Origin of the sequence: Thiocapsa sp. C2-2m (genome assembly GCF_041903745.1) — a bacterium.
GTDB classification, from domain to species: Bacteria; Pseudomonadota; Gammaproteobacteria; order Chromatiales; family Chromatiaceae; genus Thiocapsa; species Thiocapsa roseilacustris.
This window is the reverse complement of the sequence record NZ_JBBWVD010000028.1, coordinates 12,275-36,415: the sequence shown is the minus strand read 5'-3', so window position 1 is coordinate 36,415 and position 24,141 is coordinate 12,275. Positions and strand designations below refer to the sequence as shown.

Here is a 24,141-nt window from a genome sequence, read left to right as displayed (position 1 = left end):
ATTATACCCACCGCGCGCCGGTACCGCGGGTCATTCATCGAACAAGGTCGCATCGCCCTTGCCGAGCCGCACGAGGCTCGGCGGATCCGCCGTCATGTCGACCACGGTGGTGGGCTCCAAACCGCAGAACCCCCCGTCGATGATGAGATCGACCTGCTTGTCGAGTAGCTCGCGCATCTCCTCGGGATCGGTCAGGGGTCGATCGTCGCCCGGCATGATCAGCGTGGTGCTGAGGATCGGCTGGTCGAGCTCGCCGAGCAGTGCGCGGCAGATCTCGTTGTCCGGCACCCGGATGCCGATCGCCTTGCGCTTGGGATGAAGCAGCCGCCGCGGGACCTGCTTGGTCGCTTCGTGGATGAAGGTGTAGGGGCCGGGCGTGAGACTCTTGAGCAACCGAAACGCCTGATTGTCGATCTTCGCATAGGTCGTGATCTCGGACAGATCGCGACAGACCAGGGTGAAGTTGTGCTTGTCGTCGAGCTTGCGGATGCGCCGGATCCGCTCCATCGCGAACTTCTCGCCGATCTGGCAGCCGAGCGCGTAGGAGGAGTCGGTCGGATAGAGAATAACACCGCCTTCGAGCAGGATTTCGACCGAGCGACGAATCAGACGCGTCTGCGGATTCGCGGGATGGATCTGAAAAAACTGCGCCATGGCCCGAGATCAACCGACAGCGACGCGACGGAGACTCGGCTCCTCGTCGAGCTCGGGCCAGTCGTGCCAGATCGGCGTACAGACCGGCGGCAGGGCAGGCAAACGCCCCAGATCGATCCAGGGATTCTCAGGGCCATGGTAGTCGGAACCGGCAGAGGCAAGCATGCGCTGGTCGCGCGCAAGGCAACCGAAATCGGAGACCTCGTCCCGGCTGTGGCTCCCGGAGACCACCTCCAGCCCCACTCCGCCGCACTCGCGAAACTCGCCGAGCAGCTTCAGCAGGCGGGTGCGCGTGAGCTTGTAGCGCGCCGGATGCGCGATGACGGCCTGACCGCCCGCACCCGTAATCCATCGCGTCGCCTCTTCGAGCGTCGCCCACTCGCCGCTGACATGACCGGGCTTGCCGTTGACCAAATAACGGTTGAAGACATCCCGCAGGTCGAGCGCGTGGCCCTGCCCGACCAGAAAGCGGGCAAAATGGGTGCGTCCGATCAGACGACCGTTCGAGAATGCCTTCGCGCCGTCGTAGGCGCCCTCGATGCCCTTTTTGGCTAGACGGCGCCCGATCTCCTCGGCACGCCAGCCGCGATAGGCGAGGAGCCGAGTCAGGCCCGCCTGAAGCTCGACGTGGTCGCGATCGACATTGAGCCCGACCAGATGGACGGTGCGGCCGCCCCAGGTGACCGAGATCTCCACCCCCGGGATAAACCGAAGGCCGAGCGCATCGGCCGCAGCTTTCGCCTCGGCCAAGCCCTCGGTGGTATCGTGATCGGTGAGGGCGATGACACGTACGCCGGCCGCGCACGCCCGCTGCATCAGCGCGTCGGGGGTGAGGGTGCCGTCGGAAGCTGTCGAATGACTGTGAAGATCGGGGCTTTTTATCATCGCTCTAGTCTAACCGATCCCGCGGGTGCTTGCCTCGAGCCGACGAGAGGCCGCGCGCGAGACGGGGATGATCGTGCTTGCTATATTTCCAGGTAAGGCGGTCGGAGTCCGCTTGCAACGGACCGATGCCGCACTGCTCCAGGATGCAGGCCGGATCGGTCGATCCGACCTCGGTTTCTTCAAGTTGCCAGGATGATCAGCCCATGCTCCCGAAGGTCGACCTCAGCGATATTGCGGACGAGCTCGTGCGACTCGGCGACGAGATCCAGCGCGTCTACGACGACTCGGAGCAAGCGGTCGAGCCCGCACCCCAGGTGTTGCTGAGCGGACTCGCGCAACTGCTCGACGCCGTTCGCGCCGGCGAGGCCGAGTCGCGCGGCGAGTCGGCACAGGTGTTGCGCACGGTCACCGGCGTGGAACCCGACGCCCTGCTCGAGCATGGGCTGGGCCTGCTGCGTCAGCTCCGCGAGGTCGCGAGCCGCCTGAACCTTGAGTCGCAGGCACAAGCCATCGCGATCCTCTCTGTCCCTTTCGCGTGCTGGATGCTGCGCCGGGGCTGCGAGCTGCAACACCCCGAGGAGGTGGTCAATGCTCTGGCCACCCTCGCAAACCACTTGAAACAACCTGATGAATTGGCCGAGCTCTATGGTCTGATGGGCGAGATTGCAGAGGGCATCGGGGCGGACCGCATCCAAGGCATGGACCCGAGTGACCCGACCGATCCCTGGCTCGTGCTCCTGATCAATCGCGGGATCGTCGCTACGCGCAGCCATCAGCCCGCCCTGATGGAAGAGGCGTTCGACGCCATCGGAGAGCAACTGCCCGATCATGCCCCCTACTTCTTCCGCGAGGGTATGGGACAAATGGAGGCGCTCAACTACCCCGCGCACGTCCGCGAGGTGATGCAACGTTACTTCGACACATGGTGCAGCGGTCAGCGGCTACACTGAACCGTACTGAACCGCGTCGGCGGTCCATGCATCCTTTCGAGCAACCTCTCGGCGTGGCGCATTCCAGCGCCGCCGGTCGAGACGCGGTTCAGGAATATCTATTTTCCTATTTTCCTATTTCCTAAACCGCGTCCAGTGCCGACTGTCGGGAACCGCTCCAACCTATCGCCACATCGCAACATCGCCGGACAACTCCGGGGCGCGGTTTAGCTGATGAGGTGTTTTTGGAGCCGATACAACAGCGTATCCCGGGTCAACCCGAGCAGACGCGCGGCCCGACTCTTGTTCCCGCCGGCCAGCGAGAGGGCTTGGCGGATCAGCTCCGCCTCCAGGTCGTTGAGATCGATCCCGTGCGGCGGGAGCGAGAAACCGATGTCGGTCTCCGACTGCGGCGCCCCTCGCACCACCTCCCCGGGTAGGTTCTCGGGACCCACCTCGGTGCCGGGCAGGAGGATGACCAAACGCTCGCACAGGTTGGCAAGCTCGCGCAGATTGCCCGGCCAGGTGTAGCGGCGCAGCAGGCGCTCCGCACCGGACTTCAGCCGTGGCGGATCGAGACGATGTCGCGCCGCCGCCGTCGCGATGAAGTGTTGCGTCAGCGCCGGAATATCGAGCGCCCGTGCACGCAACGGCGGCACCTCCAGCGGAACGACGCAGAGCCGCAGATACAGATCGCGCCGAAACGCCCCCTGCAGGACCAGCCGATCGAGGTCCAAGGCCGAGGCCGCGATGATCCTCAGCTTTGATCCGAAAGGAGACCCGTCGCGGGCGGCGTCTTGCTCGACGATGAGGTGCAGCAGGCGCGCCTGATCCGCCGCATTCAGATCACCGACCTCATCCAGATAGAAGGTCCCCGGTGCGTCCTGCGCAAACGTCGATAAGCATCGATCGAGCGCGTCGGGCGGTGCCCCGGTGCAGGCGAGCATGCCGAACCGGCCATCGCGACGGGCGCTGCTCGCATGGATCTCGCGCGCCAGGGTCTCTTTTCCGGTGCCGGGCTCGCCCAACAGGAGAACGCCCACATCCGTCGCGGCAACCATCGCCAGGGCATTGCGGAGTCGATTAAAGTCGGGAGACCGGCCAATCAGAGTCGTCATGACACCCCATCCGAAATCGTTTGCTTTGTGCTCGTATAGGTTCGACTGCGCTCGCGGCGCCCTCTCGGGTACGTCCGGCTCTATCCGTTGACGATGAAGGTCAAGAGCCCAAGCAGGATCACGCCGATACCGGCCATGGCCTGAAAGCGTCGATCCTGACCGAGCCGAAAGAGCTGTCCGGCAAAGAGGCCCCCCAGTACCAAGATCGGCAAGGTCCCCGCACCGAACAGGGCCATGTAGAGCGCCCCGGCCAGAACACCGCCTTGCGCGGGCGTGCTCAGAAGCATGCTGTAGACCAGCCCGCAAGGCAACCACCCCCAGACTATGCCGAACAGGACGGAACGCGGCAGCGTGGTCACCGGCAAAAGGCGTCGGCCGAGCGGCTCGAGCCGCCGCCAAAGAGGCAGTCCGAGCCGTTCGATCCTCGCGAACCGGGGGAACCAACCCCCGATATAGAGCCCGATGCCGATCATGATGGCGGCGGCCAACCAGCGCACGCACTCGAACAGCCAGGCTGGTGCGCCCGAGCCGAGCAGCGCGGCCCCGAATGCACCCGAGACGGCCCCGGCCGCGGCATAGCTGGCGATCCGCCCCAGGTTGAAGGCCAGCACGAACAGACCGAGCCGTCCGCGATCATTGCGCGTCTGCGCCGGCAGCGAGTAGCTCAAGGCACCGCTGATCCCGCCGCACATGCCGATACAGTGCATGGCACTCAGCAGCCCGACGACGAACGCGAGCGCGTAAGCGGAGCCCGTCATCCCGCGAAAAACCGTCCGACCCGATCATCCGTCATCCTGCCCGACTCCATCGCGACACGTCTCGCCGGGATCGCATCCCGGCCCGAGACCAGGCTAATCGGAAGATTCCCCGCCCGCGATGACATCGATCAGGCACTCATCGCCTCGTACTGGAGATTTCTAGCCGGAACGCCTTATATTGTCGATTCAGTGTCGACTGAAATACTGAAATAACGAGGACGGGACTCATGGCATCACTGAACCTGGACCACATCCGGCCCCTGCAGGAACAGCTCAACGCACATCCGATCTACGGCGCCATCGAGCGTATCGAGGACCTCCAGGTCTTCATGAGTCACCATATCTTCTCGGTCTGGGACTTCATGTCCTTGATCAAGTACCTGCAGGCCCGAATCGCACCCGTCACGGTGCCATGGATGCCGCATGGTGACGCGGGTGTGCGCTATTTCATCAACCAGCTTGTGCTCGAAGAGGAATCCGACAGCGTGCCGCTCCCCGGTGGCGGCATCGAGCACGCCAGCCATTTCGAGCTGTACTGTCGCGCCATGACCGAGATCGGCGCCGACGGCGAGATGCCGAGACGCTTCCTCGATCTGGTCGCCGAGCAGGGTGTCGACAAGGCACTTTACGCATCGATGGTCCCGCTGCCGTCGCGCTATTTCTCCGAGACCACCTTCTGCTTCATCCGCGAAGACAAACCCCATCTGGTCGCGGCCGCACTGGCCCTCGGACGCGAGAAGCTGATTCCCGGCATGTTCAGGCAGTTCCTCGAGCAGATGCGGATCACCGAGGCGCAGGCGCCCATTTTCCATCATTACCTGAACCGGCATATCCACCTCGACGAGGACTTCCACGGCCCCCTGTCGATGAAACTGCTCGAGCAGCTCTGCGGCGATGACCCAAAACGGATCGACGAGGCCGAAACCGCGGCCGAGGAGGCGATCTGCGCACGCATCCGATTCTGGGACGGTGTGCTGGAGGCGATCCAGGCCGGCCGGGCGAGCTGACGCGCGGACGGGCCGGCAAGTCACGAACGACTTGTATCGGCACGCCTCGCCACCACCATTGGCGTGAATCGTAAATCTTCGCTGGAACACAATCCTGGAGCCGTACCCATGACCGAAGCACTGAGCGTCCCTCTCGACAACGAAGGCTTTCTCCTCAATCGCGATGACTGGAGCGAAGAGATCGCCATCGAGCTGGCCAAGTCGGATGAATTCGAGATGACCGAGCAGGTGATGGGATTCATCCGTGAGGCAAGGACCATGTACGAGGCCGACGGCGTCGTCCCGCCGATCCGCATCTTCGCCAAGAAGCAGAAGGTCTCGACCAAAGACCTCTACGACATCTTCAGGAAGGGGCCGATGAAGCTGATCTGCAAGTGGGGTGGATTGCCGAAGCCGACCGGGTGCGTTTAAAGCAAGTTCCGGCAGTTTCCCCACCCGTAGACCCGTAGGTTGTGCTGACGATAGGAAGCACAACTTGCGCCGACGGTTGGTTGTGCCTCGCACGGCTCGGCACAACCTACTACCTTGATAGAAGGATTTCCGGATTTCGCCTAAGCGCTCATGGCAAGCCGAAGATCCCCTTAGGCATCATTCCCGCTCAAACGAAGATCAAATCGTTCCTGCAAGATCGCAAAGACGTTCGGCGAAACGAAGGCCGGCGCGTTCGGACCCAGGGTGATCCCCTTGACTCCGAGGCTCAGCAAGGTCAGCAGAACAGCGACCGCCTTCTGCTCGAACCAACTGATGACCAGGGTCAGCGGCAGCTCGTTGACGCTGCACTCGAATGCCTCGGCCAAGGCGGATGCGACCGCGATGGCGCCGTAGGCGTCGTTGCATTGGCCCATGTCCATTAGACGCGGGAAGCCGAGGTGCTCGCCGTATTCATGATCGCGGATCCGGTACTTGCCGCAGCCCAAGGTCAGAATGAACGAATCATCCGGTGTGCCCTGCGCATAGTCGCTGAAATAGTTGCGACCCGGATCCGCCCCGTCGCATCCGCCGATCACGAAGAACCGGCTGATCTGCCCCGCCTTCACCGCGTCGACGATCGTCTGTGCATGATCCAAGAGCACCGTGCGATGAAAACCGACGGTCGACTCACCCGTCATCCGTTCCTCGCAGGGCTCGCAACGCATGGCCTCGGCGATCACCTCGGAATAATCCCCGCCGAGCACCCGCTGGCCATCGGGAACCGCCGTCCCGCGGGTCGTGAAGAGCCGACCCTTGTAGCTCGCAGGCGGGATCAGAACACAGTTGGTCGTCGCCACCACCGGACCCGGGAAGGCCGCAAACTCGCGCTTCTGGTTCTGCCAAGCACCGCCGTAATGCCCGACCAGGTTCGGGTGGTTCTGAAAGAAGGGATACATGTGCGCGGGCAGCATCTCGCCGTGCGTGTAGACCTTGATGTCGGTCCCTTCGACCTGCCCGAGCAGATCCCGCAGGTCCGCCAGATCATGACCGGTCACCAGGATGCCGCGGCCCGCTTGCGTCCCCTCCTTCACCTTGATCGGTGCCGGCTTGCCGAAGGCATCGATATGACCTTCATCGAGCATCTGCATGACGCGCAGATTCATCCGTCCGCATTCCAGACAATATTCGAGCAGACTCTTCACGTCGAAATTAACGTTGGTCATGGTCGCAAAGAGCGCCTCCTCGATGAAGGCCGACACCCTCTCGTCGGACTTGCCCAAACGCCGCGCATGGTGGGCGTAAGCAGCCATCCCCTTCAGACCGTAGAGCAGCATCTCCTGCAGGGACTGGACATCGGCGTCCTTGCCGCACATCCCGGGGGAGGTGACGCAGCCGGTCTTATGGTAGGTCTGTTCGCATTGGTTGCAGTGCATGGGTGCCTCTGAATCGGATCGGGATCAAGGTGCCCTTGTCGCTCCCCCGGATCGGTGTCGATCGTTGGGGTCGATGAAGGGGCGCCCAGTCTGGAGAGGGCACACCCCGGTATCCTTGACTTAGATCAAAACGGGTGGACCCAAGGAGCCCCGGACACGGACTGGCACCCATCACGATCGCGTTGACGCTCGCGGGCGTCGATGCCGTGGGCAAGACAGCCAGCTTCAACATGGATCGACCGCTCTGGTTCAACGGCATGACCCAGGGATTCGGTCTGGCGAGCGTCCTGCTGCTGTTCTGGAAGCGCATCAACCCCGCCATCCTCATCCTGGCCTGCGGGGCGATCGGCTGGTTTGTGCTGCGCTGAGTGGATTTGCCGAAAATTCGATCCCGATCGCTTGTGCTGACGATCGGTGACGTTGTCGTTGTCGTGTTCGTCCGGAATCCGATTACGACAACGACAACGACAACGAGTAGAGCCCTCGACCACTTGTTCGCTCGTGACACCCGCTCTGCGGTGTCACGCATGCCCGTGGCGCTCTGCGCCAGGTGCCACGATGGCCGGGGTTACGAGCAAGGCCGGCTGAGGTCATGGAAAATCATCGATTGATGGCTTTGCTCTACTCCCCGTCGCGGCCATCGAGGCGCACAATCGCCATGCATGTCAGGCACACACTCAAGGAGCAAGGAGCATGAGCAGCAGTCAATCCCGCCTGGACGGTACCGCGCGCGACGTGATCGTCGTTCGCCTCGATTCCCGAGGCCAGCTTCATCATCCCGTGTGCGTCGGCACCGCATCAACCTACGCCGCTGCCCGCCTGCTGGTGCGAGAGGCCGGCTATCCGGTCGCACCCGCCGAAGTCGGCGATTGCGGGAGCGTAGCCAACCCCGACGGCATGGATGCGTTCGGGGTCGCGGTCCCGGACTGATCCTCAACGCACCCGCAGCGCCTCCCAGAGTTGTCCGGGGCCGAGTAGTACCCGCTTGATTCCCTCGCGCACCTGCTCGGAATTGAGCGCCTGCTGGCCCATGGCGGTATGCGCGTCGAGGGCGTCGATGATGGCGTTGGTCAGTTCGTCGTCCAGATTCGGCGAGGCGGCGAACTGCTCCTTGCTGTTGTTCAGCGCCTGCTGCACCAGGATCCCCGACTCCAAGAGCTTGGTCTTTAGAACCTCATTAACATACAAGAGCTTATCCTCGTCGGTGAGCACGCCCTCGAAGAGGTCGTTGAGGGCCTTGATGATCTCGGCCAGCCGGACCTTCTCGGGGTCCTGCACCTCGCCCGACCCGGTCGCGCTCATCGGCTTGAGCAGATAGTCCGCCGGGTCGTCCCCGTCTCCGATACCCAAGGCGAGATTCCGCTGGGACTTGCCGCGCAGCGCATGGTGCGTGAGCCGGACCTTCGACAGATCGACCGTCTCGCGCTCGCGCCCGAAGTCCAAGAGCGGCAACAGCCGGAGAAAGAAGATCGCCCGCTTCTCGATGTCGGTGATGCCGTAGTCGAAGATCTGCGACAGGAAGGTGTAGACCCGCAGGTAGGTGCCGATGTCGCGCTTGAAGAGCACCAGGGCGTCCATGGTCTCGCGGGCCTCCTGCTCGGCTTTGGCATCCTGCTGTGCCTTGGCCGCCGTCCGCGCCTTCTTGGCGGCGGCGTACTGTTTGACGAGACGATCGGCCACGGGCTCCACGGCGGCACTGAGTTGCTTCTGTGTCGCCTTGGGGTCCAGCTCGACCGCGACCACGCGCGCAACCTCGTAGTCGTCGTAGTGGCCCGCGGCGTCGAGCTTGGCGCGCAGATCAAACACCAGGTCGGGATTCGTGACGTCCGAGAGCGCCGCGGTCTCGTAGTAGGGCTGGAAGGCCGCCAAGACCTCGGCGGGGTCGTTGACGAAGTCCAGGACGTAGGTGATGTCCTTGCCCGGATGGGCACGGTTCAGCCGCGAGAGGGTCTGAACCGCCTGCACCCCGGCCAGGCGTTTGTCCACGTACATCCCACAGAGGAGCGGCTGGTCGAAGCCGGTCTGGAACTTGTTCGCCACCAGGAGCAGTTGGTAGTCGCCACTCTTGAAGCCGTCGCGGATGTCGCGCCCGTTGAGCCCGGGGTTGAGGGCCTTGCCGCGCTCGGTGAAGGGATCCGGGCCTGACTCCGGGTCGTTCACCTCCCCGGAGAAGGCCACCAGCACCCCCAGGGGATAGCGCTGCTCAGCGATGTACTTGGTCATCGCGATCTGCCAGCGCACCGCCTCCACGCGGCTGCCGAGTACGACCATGGCCTTGGCTTGCCCGTCCAGCAGCGGGGCCACGACGGACCAGTAGTGCTCCACCACCACCTGGACCTTTTGGGCAATGTTGTAGGGATGCAGGCGCACCCAGCGCATCAGACCCTGCATGGCCGCAGCGCGCTCGACCGCCCGCGCGTCCAGTTCCTTCCCCCCGGTGGCGAGCTTGAACGCCAGGCTGTAGGGGGTGTAGTTGCGCAACACGTCGAGAATGAAGCCCTCCTCGATCGCCTGGCGCATGGAGTAGACATGGAAGGCTTCCGGCAGATTGTCTTCCCCCGCAGGCTTGCTCGGGTCCGGCAATCGGCCGAAGAGTTCGAGGGTCTTCGCCTTCGGCGTCGCGGTCAGGGCCACGAAGGTGATGCCGGAGTCGCTGGCGCGGGCCGCCATCTGGGCGGCCAGGATGTCCTCGCTGCTGACCTCGCCGCCGTCGGCGAGGTCAGCAATGTCCTCGGGGGAGAGAATTTCCTTCAGTTTAGCCGCCGACTCGCCGCTCTGAGAGCTGTGCGCCTCGTCGGCAATCACCGCGAAGCGTTTGCCTTGTGTCGCCGTCAGCTCCCGCACCGCCGCAAGCGCGCAGGGGAAGGTCTGGATGGTACAGACGATGATCTTCTTGCCCGCCGCCAGTGCCTCCGCCAGGGCGCTGCTCTTGCTGCCCTGCTTGTCGGTAATCACCGCCACCACGCCGGTGGTGCGCTGGAAGTCGAAGATCGCCTCTTGGAGCTGGTCATCAAGGACCGTGCGGTCGGAGACCACGATCACCGAATCGAAGATCTTGTGGTCGTTCGCATCGTGGAGGTCTGCGAAAAAATGGGCTGTCCAGGCGATGGTGTTGGTCTTGCCCGAGCCGGCCGAGTGCTGGATCAGGTAGCGTCCGCCCGCACCCTCGGCCACCACGGCGGCCACCAGTTTGCGGGTCGCATCGAGCTGGTGATAGCGCGGGAAGATGACCCGCTCGATCTGCTTCTTGGCGCTGCGTCGGGCGATCACATAGCGCCCGAGGATCTCCAGCCAGGAATCCCGCTGCCAAACTTGCTCCCAGAGATAGGCGGTGCGATGGCCGGCCGAATTCACTGGGTTGCCTGCAGCGCCGCCGTCGCCCTGGTCGAACGGCAGGAAGTGCGTCTCGGTACCTGCAAGGCGCGTGGTCGTCCGGACGTAGGAGTTGCTGACCGCGAAGTGGATCAGGGCGCCGTTGGGGAAGGACAGCAGGGGCTCGGCCTTGGACCCGCTGCCATCGGGGCCTTTCGGCTTGGGGTTCCGGTCGAAGCGGTACTGGTTCACCGCGTCCTCGACCGACTGGGTGAAGTCTGTCTTGAGTTCCGCGGTGGCGACCGGGATGCCGTTCAGGAACAGCCCCAGGTCCAGGCTGTTCTCGTGGTGGACGGAGTAGCGCAGTTGTCGCACCACCCGCAGACGGTTGGCGGCGTAGCGGGCCTGAAGCTCGGGATTCACCCCGAAGGCCGGCTTGAACTGGGCGAGCGCGATCGGCTTCTTCACCCCCAGGATCGACACCCCGTAACGCAGGGCATCCAGGGTGCCGCGGGCGTCGATCTCGGCGCGCACGCGCGTGAGCAGCGTATCCGCTGCGGCGGCACCGTGGCGCTTCTCCAGGGACTCCCATGCCTCGGGCTGGCTCGCCTTCACCCAGGCGATGAGGTCGGCCGGATACAGAGCGCGTTTGCGATCGTAATTCTGGTGATCCTGCGGGCCATCGTAGAGCCAGCCGTGATCGTGCAGGTGGTCGCAGATGTCGTTCTCGAAGGCGATCTCGTGGTGAGTGGCCATGGCTCAGTACACCGTCTCGTGGTCGCCCACGTTGACCAGGATGATCCGTTGGTCTTCGACCAGCAGCTCCAGGGTGATGCGATAGGACAGGTTGATGGAGGCCGAGTGCAGATCGCGGAGACGTCCCTCAAGTCGATGCAGTCGCAGCGACGGGTGATGCGGATTGGCCTCCAGCAGCCGCAATGCCTTGCCGTAGAGCGGCCGCAGATCCGGGTGACGGCGCAGGAACTTGGCCTCGATCTTCTCGTAGCGCGCTGTGAAGACCAGGCGGTAGCTCACCCATCGCCCTCCACCGGGGCCGCGATGCGCCGCAGGTGCGCATCCGCCGACTCTTCGACGAAGCGCCCGCTGGTCAGGTCCGCCCGGGTCTGGGCCAGCGCGGCTTCCAGCTCGCATTCCCGGAGGTAGCGGTAGTGGTCGAGGTCCATCACCACGAACCGTTCCTTGCCCCGCACCGAGACGACCGCCTCGGGTTGGCCCGCCAAGGCCGCTTCGATGGCGGCGATGCCCTTAGTCTTGAGGTCGTTGGCGCTGATGGTGCCCATGGCGGTCTCGGTCGGAAGAGGAATCGTGCCCTGGATCATGCCGTCAACCGCACGATCGGACAAGGTCAGTCTCGGGTATGGCCACCAGGCCGCGCACGTCGATCTTGCCGGTGACGGCGGCGGAGATCAGCGCGGTGCGGCGTTCTTGGAGGAGGGAGATGGCTTCTTCGGCGTCGGAGATGAGGCCCTCGAATTTCGCTGTCTGGTCTAGGACCAACCGCATGGTTTCGGCTTGCTCCTCTAGCGGAGGCATTCCTACTCTGATATCCCTGAACTCTTGCCAATATAGGCGCAAGCGGAAGTCGGTTACGCCATGAGAGCGTCTGCGCATTTCTTCTACGGCTGTAGGACACCGCAGAACTTGCTCAATGAACGACGTGCTAACCGGCACTATCGGGCGCGCCACCACATAGGCGGGGCTGACAAGACCGTTAACAACAACTGCACCAAATCCGCCTTGCCACGCGCGCATCATGTTGTACACGAGATCGCCTGGGCGAACGGTCTTGTACTTCGAGCGATCATCACTCCGGGTGACTTTTCGCTCCAACTCGTCCTCCTCGTACTCCTTGTCTGAGACGCCGTGATGGATCGAAACTGTAAGGATCGGAAGATCCTCTTCGCCCGAGTCGTTGGCCTCGCGAAATAGTTCAGCGAGTCGGACAACCCTCCAATGCTCCGGCAACTCCCCCAACCACTCCACCCCGGAGTCCTTCATCGGCACCGTCGGGTCCAGGCCCTTGGTGACAGCATGGGAGATCGCCGCCTGGCGCTTCTCCTGGAGAAGCTCTATCAGGGTGCGGTAGTCGGCCACCAGGGCGTCGATCTTTGCGGTTTCGCGGTCGAGGAAGGTGGCGATGGTGGTTTGGTCGGACTTCGGAGGAAAAGCAAATCGATATCGCCGAAAGGCTTCCGCAGTGAGGTGTGCGATGGTCGACTTCCCTCCTGACTCCGCAAAGATCGAACGAGAAGCGGCAGCAGCCAAGATGTAGTACAGAAACGCCGGATTGTCGGTCCGCTTGTTTTTGGGCCGTACCCGATGCAAGGCTTTTTGGTAGTAACACTCTGGCATTGCGCCTCGCCACATTGCAGCTCGGCCGACTTCGCCTCCTTCACAAACGAGCAGATCCCCTGCATCCAGCCGGTATCGGGCAATGTCGTTGCCGCTGAAGTCCATTTCCGGCAGATCGTCGATGTTAATCCGGCCCCATTGCACATCCACGTTTCGCAAGTACGGCGCTAAGTGATTTCCTGTTATGCGCTTTTCATCGAGCATCTTTCCCAGCGCCACATCGTATCGATAGTTGAGCGCGCAAACCGCCCACCCTTCCGGCACCTCCCCCAACCACTCCACCCCGGAGTCCTTGTAGGCCGGATAGCGCGGGAAGCTCACCGGTCGCTCCAGGGGTTGTGCAGGGCGACGCCGGTGCCGTCGAAATCGCGGACATTGCGCGTAACCACGGTCAGACCATGTACCAGGGCGGTAGCCGCGATCAGTGCGTCGCGGTCCGGGCGCCGGTTCGGCACATGCAGTCCGGCGCAGCGGCGGGCGATGTCGGTGTCGATGGGCAGGATGCGGCCGGCTAAGCCGACGAGGACCTGTCGCTCCAACCAGGCGCGCAGGATCTCGCCCTGGCTCGGATCGCGTCGCTCACGGAGTTGGACGCCCAGTTCGAGCTCCAGAACGGTGATGACGCTCAGGTGCTGGTCCTCGCCCCCGACGCTCGCGGCCCAGGCTACAACGCCGGGGTCAGCCCTGCCCGTGCGCGCCTTGCGCAACTCGGAAACCAGATTCGTATCGAGCAGATACATCAGTCGAGATCTGCCGCCCTGACCAGCGCGCCGTCCAGACGCGGGGGCTCGAAATCGATGTCCCCGGCGTCAGCGGGCATCGCGAGCAGTTCCAACAAGTTCCGGGTCGCCCCGGTCAGCCTCCGGTACTCCTCGATGCTGAGCAGGACGTAGGACGGCTTGCCCCGGTCCGTGACGATGACAGGGCCGCTCTGGGCGGCCTTCTTGGCCCGGCCGGTGTCCTGGTTGAACTCGCGACTGGTGAGCGTGGTCATGGTCATCGCGATGCCTCCGCGGGAGATGTAGATACGTTCCTATTATGAGTGGCGAACGCGTGAATGTCAGCCGGACAGCCCCTCGATCCTGGCCTTGATCCGATCGGTGACCCGAGCGAGATCGGTGTCGATGGCATCCAGCGGACGCGGCGGCTCGAAGACGTAGAAGTGGCGGTTGAAGGGGATCTCGTAGCCGACCTTGGTCTTGTCGTGGTCGATCCAGGCGTCCGGGGCATGCGGCAGGACCTCACGGGCGAAGTAAGCCTCCACATCCTCGGCGAGAGGCACGTTCTCGGTGTCGCGCAGCTTGGGGTCCGGCTGGGGCTTGCCCTTCTGTTTGCCCTTCTGTCCGATCACGATCTCGCCCGCCTCGTCGCGCAACGGGCGCTCCACGGTGATGGTTCGGTAACCGAAGTCTTGGGTCCGGAAGATGCGCGAGATCGGCACCACCCGGACCTTGGCGCGACCGGTCCCGTCGTCGGGGGCAACCGGCGGGCTGTCGCCGGGCATCAGCACGCGCCGGTCGACCTCTTTGCCGCGGCCATCGAGCACCAGGGCGAGGCTCGCCTCCGTGCAATCGCCGAAGAGGCGGGTGATCAGGGCGATGTGCTCCTCGTTCATCTCCTTGCGCTTGCTCCCCAGACTCTTGCGCATCTTCTGCCAGAAGTGACCGGCATCGATCAGTTGGACCTTGCCCTGGCGGTGCGCTGGCTTGCGGTTGGAGAGAATCCAGACGTAGGTGGCGATGCCGGTGTTGTAGAACATGTCCGTGGGCAGGGCGACGATGGCTTCGAGCAGATCGTTCTCCAGCACGTGACGGCGGATCTCGCTCTCGCCGGAGCCGGCACCGCCGGTGAAGAGCGGCGAGCCGTTGAGCACGATGCCGATCCGGCTGCCCCCGTCCACCGCCGGGCGCATCTTGGAAAGAAGATGCAGGAGGAACAGCAGCGATCCGTCCGAGACCCGCGGCAACCCCGGACCGAAGCGTCCCGCATACCCCTTCTCGGTGTGCTCTTTGCGCACCAACGCCTCGATCTTCTTCCACTCTACGCCGAAGGGCGGATTGGAGAGCATGTAGTCGAAGAGCTTACCGAGCAGCCCGTCGGCGGACAGGGTGTTGCCAAAAACGATGTTGCTGATGTCCTGCCCCTTGATGAGCATGTCCGCCTTGCAGATGGCGTAGGACTCGGCATTGAGTTCCTGACCAAAGAGGGTCAGGCGGGCGTCGGGGTTGAGTTCGGCAACGTACTCCTCGCCGATAGAGATCATGCCGCCGGTGCCGGCCGTCGGATCGTAGAGTGTGCGCACCACGCCGGGACGGGTCAGGATCGCGTCGTCTTCGATGAAGAGCAGATTGACCATCAGCCGGATGGCGTCGCGCGGGGTGAAATGCTCACCGGCGGTCTCGTTGGAGATCTCGGCGAAGCGGCGGATCAGTTCCTCGAAGACCAGGCCCATCCGGTGGTTGTCCACCCTGTCCGGGTGCAGATCGATGGCCGCGAAGCGTTCGGTGACTTGGTAGAGCAGCCCGGCGCGCTGGAGCCGGTCCACCTGGGTGACGAAGTCGAAGCGCTCGAAGATCTCACGCACCTCGGGAGAGAATCCGTCGATGTAGCGCTCAAGGTTGGCGGCGATGTGGTCCTGATCGCCCATCAGGCGTTTCATGTCCAACCGCGATACGTTGTAGAAACCGCGCTGGGTGATCCTGAGCAGGAATGGCCTGGGGTTGAGCTTGGCCTCGACGCGCGCGGCAAACTCCGCCAGCGCCGCATCCTTGGTGTCCGCGAGCACGCAGTCCAGGCGCCGCAGCACCGTAAAGATCAGGATCACGCGCCCGTATTCAGACTGCTTGTAGTCCCCTCGCAGCAGATCCGCGACGGACCAGATGAAGGACGACAGTGATTGGTGGTTCACGGGTCCAGTGCTCCTACTTCTCCAAAGCCAACGTATTGAAGCCTGCCGTGTTATGGAAAAGAGAGTTTCGCTCGATCCCGCCGGCCTCGGCCGAGGTTCTCCTCGACATGGCAAAAACCCGGTCGAGCTGGCCCTTGGCTGAGGGCGTTCGCCGACCGACCGATGTCGATGAGGTGCTCTTGAACCGAGGCGCTCGGTGAGTGTGACGCCTTGCCATTTGGCGTTGAAGTCGTCCGAGGATATGGGTTCCTCTCCCTTGTTGCCGCACTGGCATCAGTCCGGGTCGAGCTGGCCCCTAAGCCGGTCGGGGCGACCTGATCGCATCGGGTCGCCTCGCCAACCGGCCGTACACGAAGGTACCACCAGGTACCAAACCCGACTGTAACCCAAGACCGCTCTGGGCCGAGCCGACGCGCCGACAACGGGCTGAATAGGCTCCGACCCGTGCCGAGCATCAAGGTAACGGCAAATCGCAGCATGGGTCGCCAAGCGAGACGTGGCGCGAATTTGCGCCGATCGCTCAGGTACCACAAAGGAACACGAAAGAGGCGGAAGGAGGCGAAACCAGGCTAACCTAAGTCTCTGAATTTTGGTGGCTACGCCCTGACTCGAACAGGGGACCCTCGCATTATGAGTGCGATGCTCTAACCAACTGAGCTACGTAGCCAAACAAGACGCGGAATCATACGTTTCGGGCTCGACGCCGTCAACCTCAAGAGATGCGATGACGATTCCGCAGTGCGCCCACCATTGGCCATACGGCGACCCCGACGCTTCGGGACGCCTTGCTGCCGGCTTCTCTGTCGCGCGTTCCGCCTTACGCGGGTGAATTGGAGTCGATGCGACGATTGCGCGAAGATGCTCGTCTATCCATCCATTGCCGGAGCCGAACCTTGGAGGCGCTCAAGCTTAAGACCCTCGATGACCTCCTTCTGTCGCCGGAAGAGCGTGTAGAGCTGATCGGCGGAGAGATCGTGCGCCGACCGATGGCGCGTTTTGCCCACGGTGCCGCTCAGGGCAACCTGCGCGTCGAGCTGAACCCGTTCAGCCGCGGCGCAGTCCCGGGCGGCGGCTGGTGGTTCGCCACCGAGATCAGCGTTGCCTACGAGGCCCATGAGTGTCCGTCGCACGACCTCGCCGGCTGGCGGCGGGAATGGCTACCGAGGCCGCCAAACGGGATTGTCGACCTGCCTCCGGACTGGGTCTGCGAGATCGTTTCGCCCGGGCACGAAAGAAAGGATACGTTGGCCCTGCCGCTCCTGCTGAAACGTCATCGCGTACCCCATTACTGGCTGATTTGGCCCGAGGAGCGCATCTTGTCCGCCCACGCGCTGACGGACGGCGACTGGCGCACGATCGCGACGCTGAAGGATCGGGGCCGCGCCCGTATCCCGCCCTTCGAGGCGATCGAGCTGGACCTCGACGCCCTGCTCGGAGGCGAATGACGCGAAAGGTCATTCCAGACATCATGCTCCGGGTTGTCCCGGATCGCCGCGAGCACCGCCGTCCGGGCACTCATCGGATCGTTCCACTCCGCCCGGTTGCCTTTCTCCTTCGGGGCGGAACCAGGGACGGGTTCCGATCGCTACGGCAGATCGTCGACCGCTAACCGACGATGTCCCTCAAAGACCGTCAGGATCTCTATCTGGCCTTCCCCCAGCCGATCGCTCGAAGGGCGGATGCTCGATAGGGCGATCAGCCATTCGGCCGGCCACCTCGATGCCGGAGCCTCTCGGTAGACGACAGAACACCCAGCCACCTCCGTGGCTTCAGGCAAGTGGCGGAACCGCTATCGCGTTCTGCCCGAAGCGGGCGATCGGAGTTCCGCCTTACGCGGGGTCGCCGTGCGCCGCATGGCCTTGATCATCGTTTCGGCCACATCGGCGGTGACCAGGTTGCCGACCGCGACCGCCCGGGTACGCCGGATTCATCCGGCACCCGGGGACGGGCGACTTCAGTCGCCCGAGCGCGCCCGCGCGGCGGACTGAAGTCAGCCGTCCCTGGGTGCCGACTGAAGTCGGCGTACCAGGGGGTGCGGCCGGAGTCTCGCGTCCGGTCGGGGAACCCAAGAGGCCTGGACGAAAGGATGACCAAAGCCCGCCGCATGGATCACGAGAGCAGCTGGAGGCAAAAAGAAAGACCCGACCCCGTTTTGTTCCCTCTCGGTAGATGCCAGAACACCCAGCCGCCTCCGTGCCTTCCGGCAAGTGGCGGAACCGCGATTGCGTTCCGCCTTACGCGGGCTCCACGGGATCGTGTGTTCCCTTCGCGTCGCCTGTGCAGGACAGCAGCCAAAGCGCTGCCGGATGTTGACACGGCCGGCTCAATCCGTACAGTAGTTCTGTACAAGCAAGGGTGAGATTCATGACCATCGAGACAACCTACACGCAGGCTCGCGAGCAGTTGAAGACACTGATGGATCGCGCGGTTGACGACCGTGAGGTGATCTTGGTGCGCCGCCGCTCCGGGGGTGCGGTCGCCATGATCGCGGCCGACGAGCTGCAGAGCCTATTAGAAACGGCCCACCTGCTCCGATCCCCCAAAAACGCCGAGCGACTCCTCGCGGCACTGGCCAGGGCTCGCTCGCAGGACCTGGCACCGATGACGGTAAAGGCGCTTGAGGAGCGAGTCGGTCTTGGAGGGTGAAGGAAAGCGCGTCGCGGTCTTTCACCCGGAGTTTATCGAAGACCTCTCCTACTGGGTTGGCACCGAGCGGCGCACGGCCAAGCGCCTGCTCGATCTGGTGGCAGCCATTCTGCGAGATCCCTTCAAGGGAATCGGTCATCCCGAGCCATTGAGATACCTGGGCCCGGACATCTGGTCCCGACGCATTACCCAAGAGCACCGCTGCATCTATCTGGTAAAGGCGGATCGAATCGAATTCCTGCAGGGACGCTACCACTACTGACACCGCCATCGACGATACGTCGTAGTGGCGGAGGGCGGATGCCCGCCAGGGCGATCCGCCATTCCGGCGACCATTCCGATGCCGGAGCCTCCCGGCAGACGCCAGATCAGCCGGCCGGCGCCGTGGCTTGCGGCAGGTGGCGGAACCGCTATCCCGTTCCGCCTTACGCGGGTTCCGCCCTCCGCGGGCTAGATTAGAGCGATGGAACTTTACGGCAATCTGCCGTACTTTAGGACAAGGAGGAACATGTTATGCCATCAGCGACTTCAACCGCCCGCCTTGAGGCCCGAATCAGCACCGAGCTGCACGCGATGCTTAGGCGAATTCCGGAAACCTTCATGCCAAGGGCGTAGGTTGTGCCGAGCCGTGCGAGGCACAACCAACCGTCGGCGCAAGTTGTGCTTCCTATCGTCAGCACAACCTACGGGTATGGAAGTTTGCGGAAATTACCTTAAGCGTGCCGCGGAGATCCAGGGTCGCACCATGACCGACTTCGTGGTTTCGGCCGTCCAAGAGGCCGCCCAGCGCGCTATCGAGCAGGCCGAGGTCATCCGGCTATCGCAGGCCGATTCCCAACGCTTTGCAGAGGCCCTGTTGTCACCGCCACCGCCCACCCCTTCCCTGGAGCGTGCTTTCGAGCGTCGCCGTAGGTTGGTGGCCACCCAGTGAGCGGCGCGGCGTTTCGCATCGTACCGATCGAAGCCGCACATGACCGCACGACCTTCGAAATCGCCTCGGCGATGCTGGATCGCTATTTTCGCCACCAGATCACCCGGGATATTCGCCGCAGGGTGACCGCCTCCTTCGTGGCCCTCACCCAAGAGGGGCGCATTGCGGGGTACTACACCCTGGCATCCGCGAGCATCTTGCTGGCCGACCTCCCGGCCACGACATCCAAGAAGCTGCCGCGCTATCCTTCGGTACCGGCCGTGCGCATGGGGCGCTTGGCAGTCGATCGGAGCTTCCAGGGGCAGGGCCTCGGCGGCGCGCTGCTGGCCGACGCGCTCGAACGTGTCGCCCGCTCCGAGATCGCCGCCTTCAGTCTGGTGGTGGACGCGAAGGACGAATCGGCAGCAGCCTTCTACCGTCACCACAGCTTCATCGCCTTGCCCGACTCGCCGCTGACGCTCTTCCTGCCGTTGGCGACGATACCACCGTCGTTCCGCGGTCTCGGGGCGAACGAGCTGCCGCTTACAATTCGTGGTACGTCCCCTATTTCCCCGTCCCCTATTGCCCCCTATCTCCTCTCGCCTCGGCGAAGACATGCGCGTCGGCCAAGTCTTTTGTTATCCTTCGCGGGTCAAGGCCAGACGCGCCCCAAGCCGCACTCGATGCCGCGTTGAGCACCGACCCACCTCCCGAGGAGCCAGCATGTCCGATAGAACCCCAGCAAGGCGATCGGCATGGGTCCTCGCATCGATCGTTCTCGGTGTCGCAGTTTTTGCCGGTCTCCTGATGTCCGTCGGCCGAGATACGGACACACCGGCAATCCCTGTGGTTTCCGAGGAGACCGACGAAACCGCCGACATCCCCGTCACGAACGCAATCGACGTGGTTTCCGAGGAGCCCGACGAGACAGCCGACATCCCCGTCACGAACGCAATCGACGTGGTTTCCGAGGAGCCCGGCGAAACCGCCAACATCCCCGTCACGAGCGCGATCGATGTGGTTTCCGGGGAGCCCGACGAAACCACCAACATCCCCGTCACGAGCGCGGTCGAGACGCCTCCTGACTCTATCGACAAACAGGCGGATCGAGTGGCGATGGACGCCGCGCTGACTGAATTGCAGAAGAAGATCCAGCGGCTTGAAGAAGACGTCGCGACCCTACAAGAGCATCGCAAGCGGATCGACGATGTCCTAATCCAGCAGGCGAATCGCAGCACAGAGGAGCCTGTGACAGCGACAACGCCTCCCGCACCCGTCGAAGCGGTTCCGGCTGTCAATCGCGCCGGGTTGGACGAGGCACTCGCGCTCCTTGGCGCCCTTGCGGCCGAGCAGGGTCATCTGATCACGCTCGGTGAACCCGAGCTTTCGTTCAAGGTTGACGGGGCCGACTTCGCCTCCGAGCCACCGAGCGTCCTCGGGGAGATCGCCAAGGTCCTCATACGCTACGAGCACATGCTCGCACGGATCGAGGGACATTCCGACAGCAAGGGAAACACACAGCGCAACCAACAGATGACCCAAAACCGAGCGCAATCGGTGCGAGAGGCTTTATTGGACAAGGGCATCGATCCCGACCGCATTCAGGCCACGGGATTCGGCGGAATCCGCCCCGTCACCGACAATCGAACAATCGCTGCGCGGGAGCGCAACCGGCGGATCGAGATCTATCTGATCGAGCCATGAAGGTGATTCGCCAGGTCGCGGCTGATCTGCCGTCGGCGATAGGAATTCTCTCGGCGGGTTGTTTTGCTTGTTTTTGAACCGTCTTTAAACCGCGCCGGCTCCAACAGCCGACCAGTCTGCCGGGGCCGATCCCATCCAAGAACATCGCATCGAGCGATGGGCGCGGTTTAAACGTTGAATCTGAAGTGGACCACGTCACCGTCCTTGACGATGTATTCCTTGCCCTCGGAGCGCAGCTTACCGGCCTCTTTGGCGCCCTGCTCGCCCTTGCAGGCGACGAAGTCGTCGTAGGCGATGACCTCGGCGCGGATGAAGCCGCGCTCGAAATCGGTGTGGATGACGGCGGCGGCCTGCGGGGCGCGCACGCCGGACGGGATGGTCCAGGCGCGAACCTCCTTCTCGCCGGCGGTGAAATAGGTGTCCAGACCCAGCAAGCGATAGCCGGCGCGCACGACGCGGTTCAGACCCGGCTCGGTTAGCCCCAGCTCGGCGAGGAACTCATCGCGCTCTTGGTCCTCAAGGTCGAAGATCTCGGCCTCGATGGCGGCGCAGACGGGCACCACCTCGGCGTCCTCCGACGCGGCAAGCGCGACGACCTTGTCCAGGATCGGATTGTCGACGAAGCCGTCTTCGGCCACGTTGGCGATGTAGAGGGTCGGCTTGGCCGTCAGCAGGAAGAGATCGCGGACCTCGCGCAGCGCCTCGGCATCCAAGCCCATCGCGCGGACCGGCTTGCCCGCGTCGAGCTGATCGCGGATCTGCTCAAGTAGGGTCTTGCGCGCCAGGATCTTCTTGTCGCCCGTCTTCACCATGCGCTCGGCGCGATCGAGTGCCTTGGTCACCGACTCCAGATCCGCGAGGGCGAGCTCCGTGTTGATGACCTCAATGTCGTCCAGCGGATCGACCCGTCCGGCGACATGCACCACATCGTCGTTTTCGAAACAGCGCACCACGTGGGCGATGGCATCGGTCTCGCGGATGTTGGCGAGGAACTTGTTGCCGAGCCCCTCGCCCTTGGACGCGCCGGCGACCAAGCCGGCGATGTCCACGAACTGCATGGTCGTCGGGATCACCCGCTGGGGCTTGACGATGGCGGCGAGGACATCGAGGCGCGGATCCGGCAGAGGCACCACGCCGACGTTCGGATCGATCGTGCAGAAGGGGTAATTCTCCGCCGCGATCGTCGCCTTGGTCAGGGCATTGAAGAGGGTCGACTTGCCGACGTTGGGCAGGCCGACGATCCCGCATTTGAATCCCATGGCTGTTAGGGTCCGCTCGGAAAGACCCACGATTCTACAGGAGCCGGGGCGTCCTCGCCCCGGTTTTCAGAGATAGTGGTTAGTGGTTAGTGGTTAGAAACGAACTCATGAGTGACTTAGCGACCGTAAAGCCGTAGAACCGAGGCGTAACGGGTATAGCTGTTTTGGCCTTGCTCGTAACTCCGGCCATCGTGGCGCGTGGCACAGAGCGCCACGGGGTATGCGCGACACCGCAGGGCGGGTGTCACAAGCTACCGAGGCTTTGCCTGCCGCAACGGTCTTACGAGCGCGGCCGATCAGTGCGTCTCCTTCGCCCCGCGGTTGTAGCGATCCTCGAAGCGCACGATGTCGTCCTCGCCCAGATAGCCGCCGGACTGGACCTCGATCAGCTCCAGCATGATGGAGCCCGGATTCTCCAAGCGGTGCGACGAGCCGACCGGGATGTAGGTCGATTGATTCTCGGTGAGCAGAAAAGACTTGTCCTCGCAGGTCACGCGCGCGGTCCCCGAGACGACGATCCAATGCTCGGCGCGATGGTGGTGCATCTGCAGCGACAGTGATTCGCCGGGCTTCACGATCAGTCGCTTGACCTGATAGCGCGGCCCCTGCCCGATCGCCTCGTACGACCCCCAGGGACGATGGACCCGTTGGTGGTGGCGATACTCGTTGCGCTGCTCGTGCTGCAGGAACTGGGTCACCGCCTTGACGTCCTGCGCATGCTCTTTGGACACGACCAGGACCGCGTCCGGGGTCTCGACCACGATCAGGTCCTCGACCCCGACGGCGGCCAGCATCCGGTGATGGGCGATCAGCAGATTGTTGCGGGCGTCGTGCACGAAGGCATCGCCGTCGAGCACGTTGCCGGCGGCGTCCTGATCGCGAACCTCCCAGAGTGCCGACCAGGCGCCGACGTCGGACCAGCCGACATCCAAGGGCACCACGACCGCGGGCGGATTGGCACCCCCGGTATCCCGGGCCAAGGGCTCCATCACCGCATAGTCGATGGAGTCGCTCGGACAGGCGCCGAAGTGCTCGGCATCCAGACGGAGAAAATCCCCGTCGTGCGTGGCCGCCTCGAAGGCACTCGCCACGGCTTGCGCGATATCCGGACGGAACCGCTCGATCAACCCGAGCCAGAGCGATGCACGCAGGACGAAGATGCCACTGTTCCAAAGGTACTGGCCGGACTCCAAATAACCCGCGGCGGTCTCGGCATCCGGCTTCTCGACGAAGCCATTGAGCAGATAGGCGTTCCCGGACAGCCCCTCGATCCGATAGGCATGACCCTGCCGGATATAGCCATAACCCGTCTCGGGCTTGCTCGGAACGATTCCGAAGGTCACCACTGCGCCTTCGCGCGCGATCACGCAGGCATCGGCCACGGCCGCTCGGAAACCGACCTCGTTGCGGATGGTATGGTCGGCCGGCATCACCAGCAGGACCGGATCGCTCCCGCCTCGGATCGCCGAAAGGGCCGCCAAGGTCAGCGCCGGTGCGGTATTGCGACCCTTGGGCTCGAGGATGATCTCGGTCGGACGCCGCCCCATCACGCGGAATTGCTCGGCGACCAGAAAGCGGTGGGCCTCGTTGCAGACCACGATGGGATCGATCTGGCCGACGGCTTGGCGTGGATGCTCCTCGTCGAGACCGTCGAGCCGACGCACCGTCTCCTGCAGCATGGTGTGCTCGCTGGTGAGCGCCAGAAACTGCTTCGGGTAGGCTTCGCGCGAGAGCGGCCAAAGGCGCGTTCCCGAGCCGCCGGAGAGGATGACGGGCTGTAGTGGCATCGACGCACTCCTGGTCAAAGATTCCGGATCGTTTACAAGCCTGCAAG

At 63.6% G+C, this 24,141-nt stretch carries 25 protein-coding genes and 1 tRNA gene; 11 read left to right on the top strand and 15 right to left on the bottom strand.

The features are described 5' to 3' along the window. Positions 1-30 precede the first annotated feature (30 nt). Together AADX97_RS20110 and AADX97_RS20105 are read right to left on the bottom strand one after the other, a co-directional pair. Positions 31-654 (bottom strand): L-threonylcarbamoyladenylate synthase, encoded by a 624-nt coding sequence (locus AADX97_RS20110; protein WP_374235872.1) that lies wholly within the window; start codon positions 652-654, stop codon positions 31-33. Between the two features lie 9 nt (positions 655-663). Further along, positions 664-1,539 (bottom strand): PHP domain-containing protein, encoded by an 876-nt coding sequence (locus AADX97_RS20105; protein ID WP_374235873.1) that lies wholly within the window; start codon positions 1,537-1,539, stop codon positions 664-666. A gap of 203 nt (positions 1,540-1,742) precedes the next feature. Here AADX97_RS20105 and AADX97_RS20100 point away from each other — a divergent pair, with 203 nt between their 5' ends. Beyond that, positions 1,743-2,489, top strand: coding sequence for a hypothetical protein (locus tag AADX97_RS20100; protein ID WP_374235874.1), 747 nt, complete (start codon positions 1,743-1,745; stop codon positions 2,487-2,489). Between the two features lie 206 nt (positions 2,490-2,695). Here AADX97_RS20100 and AADX97_RS20095 read toward each other — a convergent pair whose 3' ends face one another. Both AADX97_RS20095 and AADX97_RS20090 read right to left on the bottom strand, forming a co-directional pair. Further along, positions 2,696-3,586 carry a sigma 54-interacting transcriptional regulator gene (locus tag AADX97_RS20095; RefSeq protein WP_374235876.1) on the bottom strand — a complete coding sequence of 297 codons (891 nt, stop codon included), beginning with the start codon at positions 3,584-3,586 and terminating at the stop codon, positions 2,696-2,698. An 80-nt stretch (positions 3,587-3,666) separates the two neighbouring features. Next, complete coding sequence (locus AADX97_RS20090; protein WP_374235877.1) at positions 3,667-4,344, bottom strand: sulfite exporter TauE/SafE family protein; 678 nt, start codon at positions 4,342-4,344, stop codon at positions 3,667-3,669. 227 nt (positions 4,345-4,571) lie between these two features. Between AADX97_RS20090 and AADX97_RS20085 the strand changes: the two genes are divergently transcribed. Then, positions 4,572-5,351 carry a DUF3050 domain-containing protein gene (locus AADX97_RS20085; RefSeq protein ID WP_374235878.1) on the top strand — a complete coding sequence of 260 codons (780 nt, stop codon included), beginning with the start codon at positions 4,572-4,574 and terminating at the stop codon, positions 5,349-5,351. A gap of 108 nt (positions 5,352-5,459) precedes the next feature. Further along, positions 5,460-5,762: a TusE/DsrC/DsvC family sulfur relay protein gene (locus tag AADX97_RS20080; RefSeq protein ID WP_374235879.1), complete on the top strand. Its 303-nt coding sequence runs from the start codon at positions 5,460-5,462 to the stop codon at positions 5,760-5,762. 170 nt (positions 5,763-5,932) lie between these two features. Here the strand turns inward: AADX97_RS20080 and hcp are convergent, their stop codons facing one another. Continuing rightward, on the bottom strand, positions 5,933-7,195 hold the full coding sequence (gene hcp, locus AADX97_RS20075) for a hydroxylamine reductase (RefSeq protein ID WP_374235880.1): 1,263 nt from the start codon (positions 7,193-7,195) through the stop codon (positions 5,933-5,935). Positions 7,196-7,329: 134 nt separating this feature from the next. Here hcp and AADX97_RS20070 point away from each other — a divergent pair, with 134 nt between their 5' ends. Together AADX97_RS20070 and AADX97_RS20065 are read left to right on the top strand one after the other, a co-directional pair. Next, entirely contained in the window at positions 7,330-7,563 is a 234-nt protein-coding gene (locus AADX97_RS20070) for a hypothetical protein (RefSeq protein WP_374235881.1), read from the top strand. A 325-nt stretch (positions 7,564-7,888) separates the two neighbouring features. Continuing rightward, positions 7,889-8,125: a hypothetical protein gene (locus tag AADX97_RS20065; RefSeq protein ID WP_374235883.1), complete on the top strand. Its 237-nt coding sequence runs from the start codon at positions 7,889-7,891 to the stop codon at positions 8,123-8,125. 3 nt (positions 8,126-8,128) lie between these two features. On the opposite strand, the gene AADX97_RS20060 is transcribed toward AADX97_RS20065, so the two are convergent. The 8 genes from AADX97_RS20060 to AADX97_RS20025 all read right to left on the bottom strand — a co-directional run bounded on the left by AADX97_RS20060 (position 8,129) and on the right by AADX97_RS20025 (position 16,455). Continuing rightward, positions 8,129-11,263, bottom strand: a complete 3,135-nt coding sequence (locus AADX97_RS20060) for a type I restriction endonuclease subunit R (protein WP_374235884.1) — start codon at positions 11,261-11,263, stop codon at positions 8,129-8,131. Positions 11,264-11,266: 3 nt separating this feature from the next. Next, entirely contained in the window at positions 11,267-11,542 is a 276-nt protein-coding gene (locus tag AADX97_RS20055; protein ID WP_374235885.1) for a type II toxin-antitoxin system YafQ family toxin, read from the bottom strand. Next, on the bottom strand, positions 11,539-11,871 hold the full coding sequence (locus AADX97_RS20050) for a hypothetical protein (protein WP_374235886.1): 333 nt from the start codon (positions 11,869-11,871) through the stop codon (positions 11,539-11,541). Before AADX97_RS20050 ends, AADX97_RS20055 begins: the two co-directional genes overlap by 4 nt. Continuing rightward, positions 11,852-13,201: a restriction endonuclease subunit S gene (locus AADX97_RS20045; RefSeq protein WP_374235887.1), complete on the bottom strand. Its 1,350-nt coding sequence runs from the start codon at positions 13,199-13,201 to the stop codon at positions 11,852-11,854. Before AADX97_RS20045 ends, AADX97_RS20050 begins: the two co-directional genes overlap by 20 nt. Continuing rightward, positions 13,198-13,620: a type II toxin-antitoxin system VapC family toxin gene (locus tag AADX97_RS20040; RefSeq protein ID WP_374235888.1), complete on the bottom strand. Its 423-nt coding sequence runs from the start codon at positions 13,618-13,620 to the stop codon at positions 13,198-13,200. The genes AADX97_RS20045 and AADX97_RS20040 overlap by 4 nt, the downstream gene beginning before the upstream one ends. Then, a complete protein-coding gene (locus AADX97_RS20035; protein WP_374235889.1) occupies positions 13,620-13,880 on the bottom strand; it encodes a type II toxin-antitoxin system Phd/YefM family antitoxin in 261 nt (86 codons plus the stop codon). Before AADX97_RS20035 ends, AADX97_RS20040 begins: the two co-directional genes overlap by 1 nt. 60 nt (positions 13,881-13,940) lie before the next feature. Continuing rightward, positions 13,941-15,788 (bottom strand): N-6 DNA methylase, encoded by a 1,848-nt coding sequence (locus tag AADX97_RS20030; RefSeq protein ID WP_374235890.1) that lies wholly within the window; start codon positions 15,786-15,788, stop codon positions 13,941-13,943. A 590-nt stretch (positions 15,789-16,378) separates the two neighbouring features. Continuing rightward, positions 16,379-16,455, bottom strand: a tRNA-Met gene (locus AADX97_RS20025). A gap of 226 nt (positions 16,456-16,681) precedes the next feature. Between AADX97_RS20025 and AADX97_RS20020 the strand changes: the two genes are divergently transcribed. The 6 genes from AADX97_RS20020 to AADX97_RS19995 all read left to right on the top strand — a co-directional run bounded on the left by AADX97_RS20020 (position 16,682) and on the right by AADX97_RS19995 (position 21,048). Next, on the top strand, positions 16,682-17,233 hold the full coding sequence (locus AADX97_RS20020; RefSeq protein ID WP_374235891.1) for a Uma2 family endonuclease: 552 nt from the start codon (positions 16,682-16,684) through the stop codon (positions 17,231-17,233). Positions 17,234-18,152: 919 nt separating this feature from the next. Next, the gene (locus AADX97_RS20015) at positions 18,153-18,434 is read left to right on the top strand and encodes a type II toxin-antitoxin system Phd/YefM family antitoxin (RefSeq protein ID WP_374235892.1); all 282 of its coding nucleotides are present in this window, start codon (positions 18,153-18,155) and stop codon (positions 18,432-18,434) included. Next, positions 18,424-18,696 (top strand): Txe/YoeB family addiction module toxin, encoded by a 273-nt coding sequence (locus AADX97_RS20010; protein ID WP_374235893.1) that lies wholly within the window; start codon positions 18,424-18,426, stop codon positions 18,694-18,696. Before AADX97_RS20015 ends, AADX97_RS20010 begins: the two co-directional genes overlap by 11 nt. 201 nt (positions 18,697-18,897) lie before the next feature. Next, positions 18,898-19,365: a DUF1778 domain-containing protein gene (locus tag AADX97_RS20005; RefSeq protein WP_374238955.1), complete on the top strand. Its 468-nt coding sequence runs from the start codon at positions 18,898-18,900 to the stop codon at positions 19,363-19,365. Next, positions 19,362-20,039 (top strand): GNAT family N-acetyltransferase, encoded by a 678-nt coding sequence (locus AADX97_RS20000; protein WP_374235895.1) that lies wholly within the window; start codon positions 19,362-19,364, stop codon positions 20,037-20,039. Before AADX97_RS20005 ends, AADX97_RS20000 begins: the two co-directional genes overlap by 4 nt. 28 nt (positions 20,040-20,067) lie before the next feature. Next, on the top strand, positions 20,068-21,048 hold the full coding sequence (locus AADX97_RS19995; protein WP_374235896.1) for an OmpA family protein: 981 nt from the start codon (positions 20,068-20,070) through the stop codon (positions 21,046-21,048). A gap of 167 nt (positions 21,049-21,215) precedes the next feature. Here AADX97_RS19995 and ychF read toward each other — a convergent pair whose 3' ends face one another. Together ychF and AADX97_RS19985 are read right to left on the bottom strand one after the other, a co-directional pair. After that, positions 21,216-22,307, bottom strand: a complete 1,092-nt coding sequence (ychF, locus tag AADX97_RS19990) for a redox-regulated ATPase YchF (protein WP_374235897.1) — start codon at positions 22,305-22,307, stop codon at positions 21,216-21,218. A 296-nt stretch (positions 22,308-22,603) separates the two neighbouring features. After that, the gene (locus AADX97_RS19985) at positions 22,604-24,094 is read right to left on the bottom strand and encodes a mannose-1-phosphate guanylyltransferase/mannose-6-phosphate isomerase (RefSeq protein ID WP_374235898.1); all 1,491 of its coding nucleotides are present in this window, start codon (positions 24,092-24,094) and stop codon (positions 22,604-22,606) included. Between the last annotated feature and the right edge of the window lie 47 nt (positions 24,095-24,141).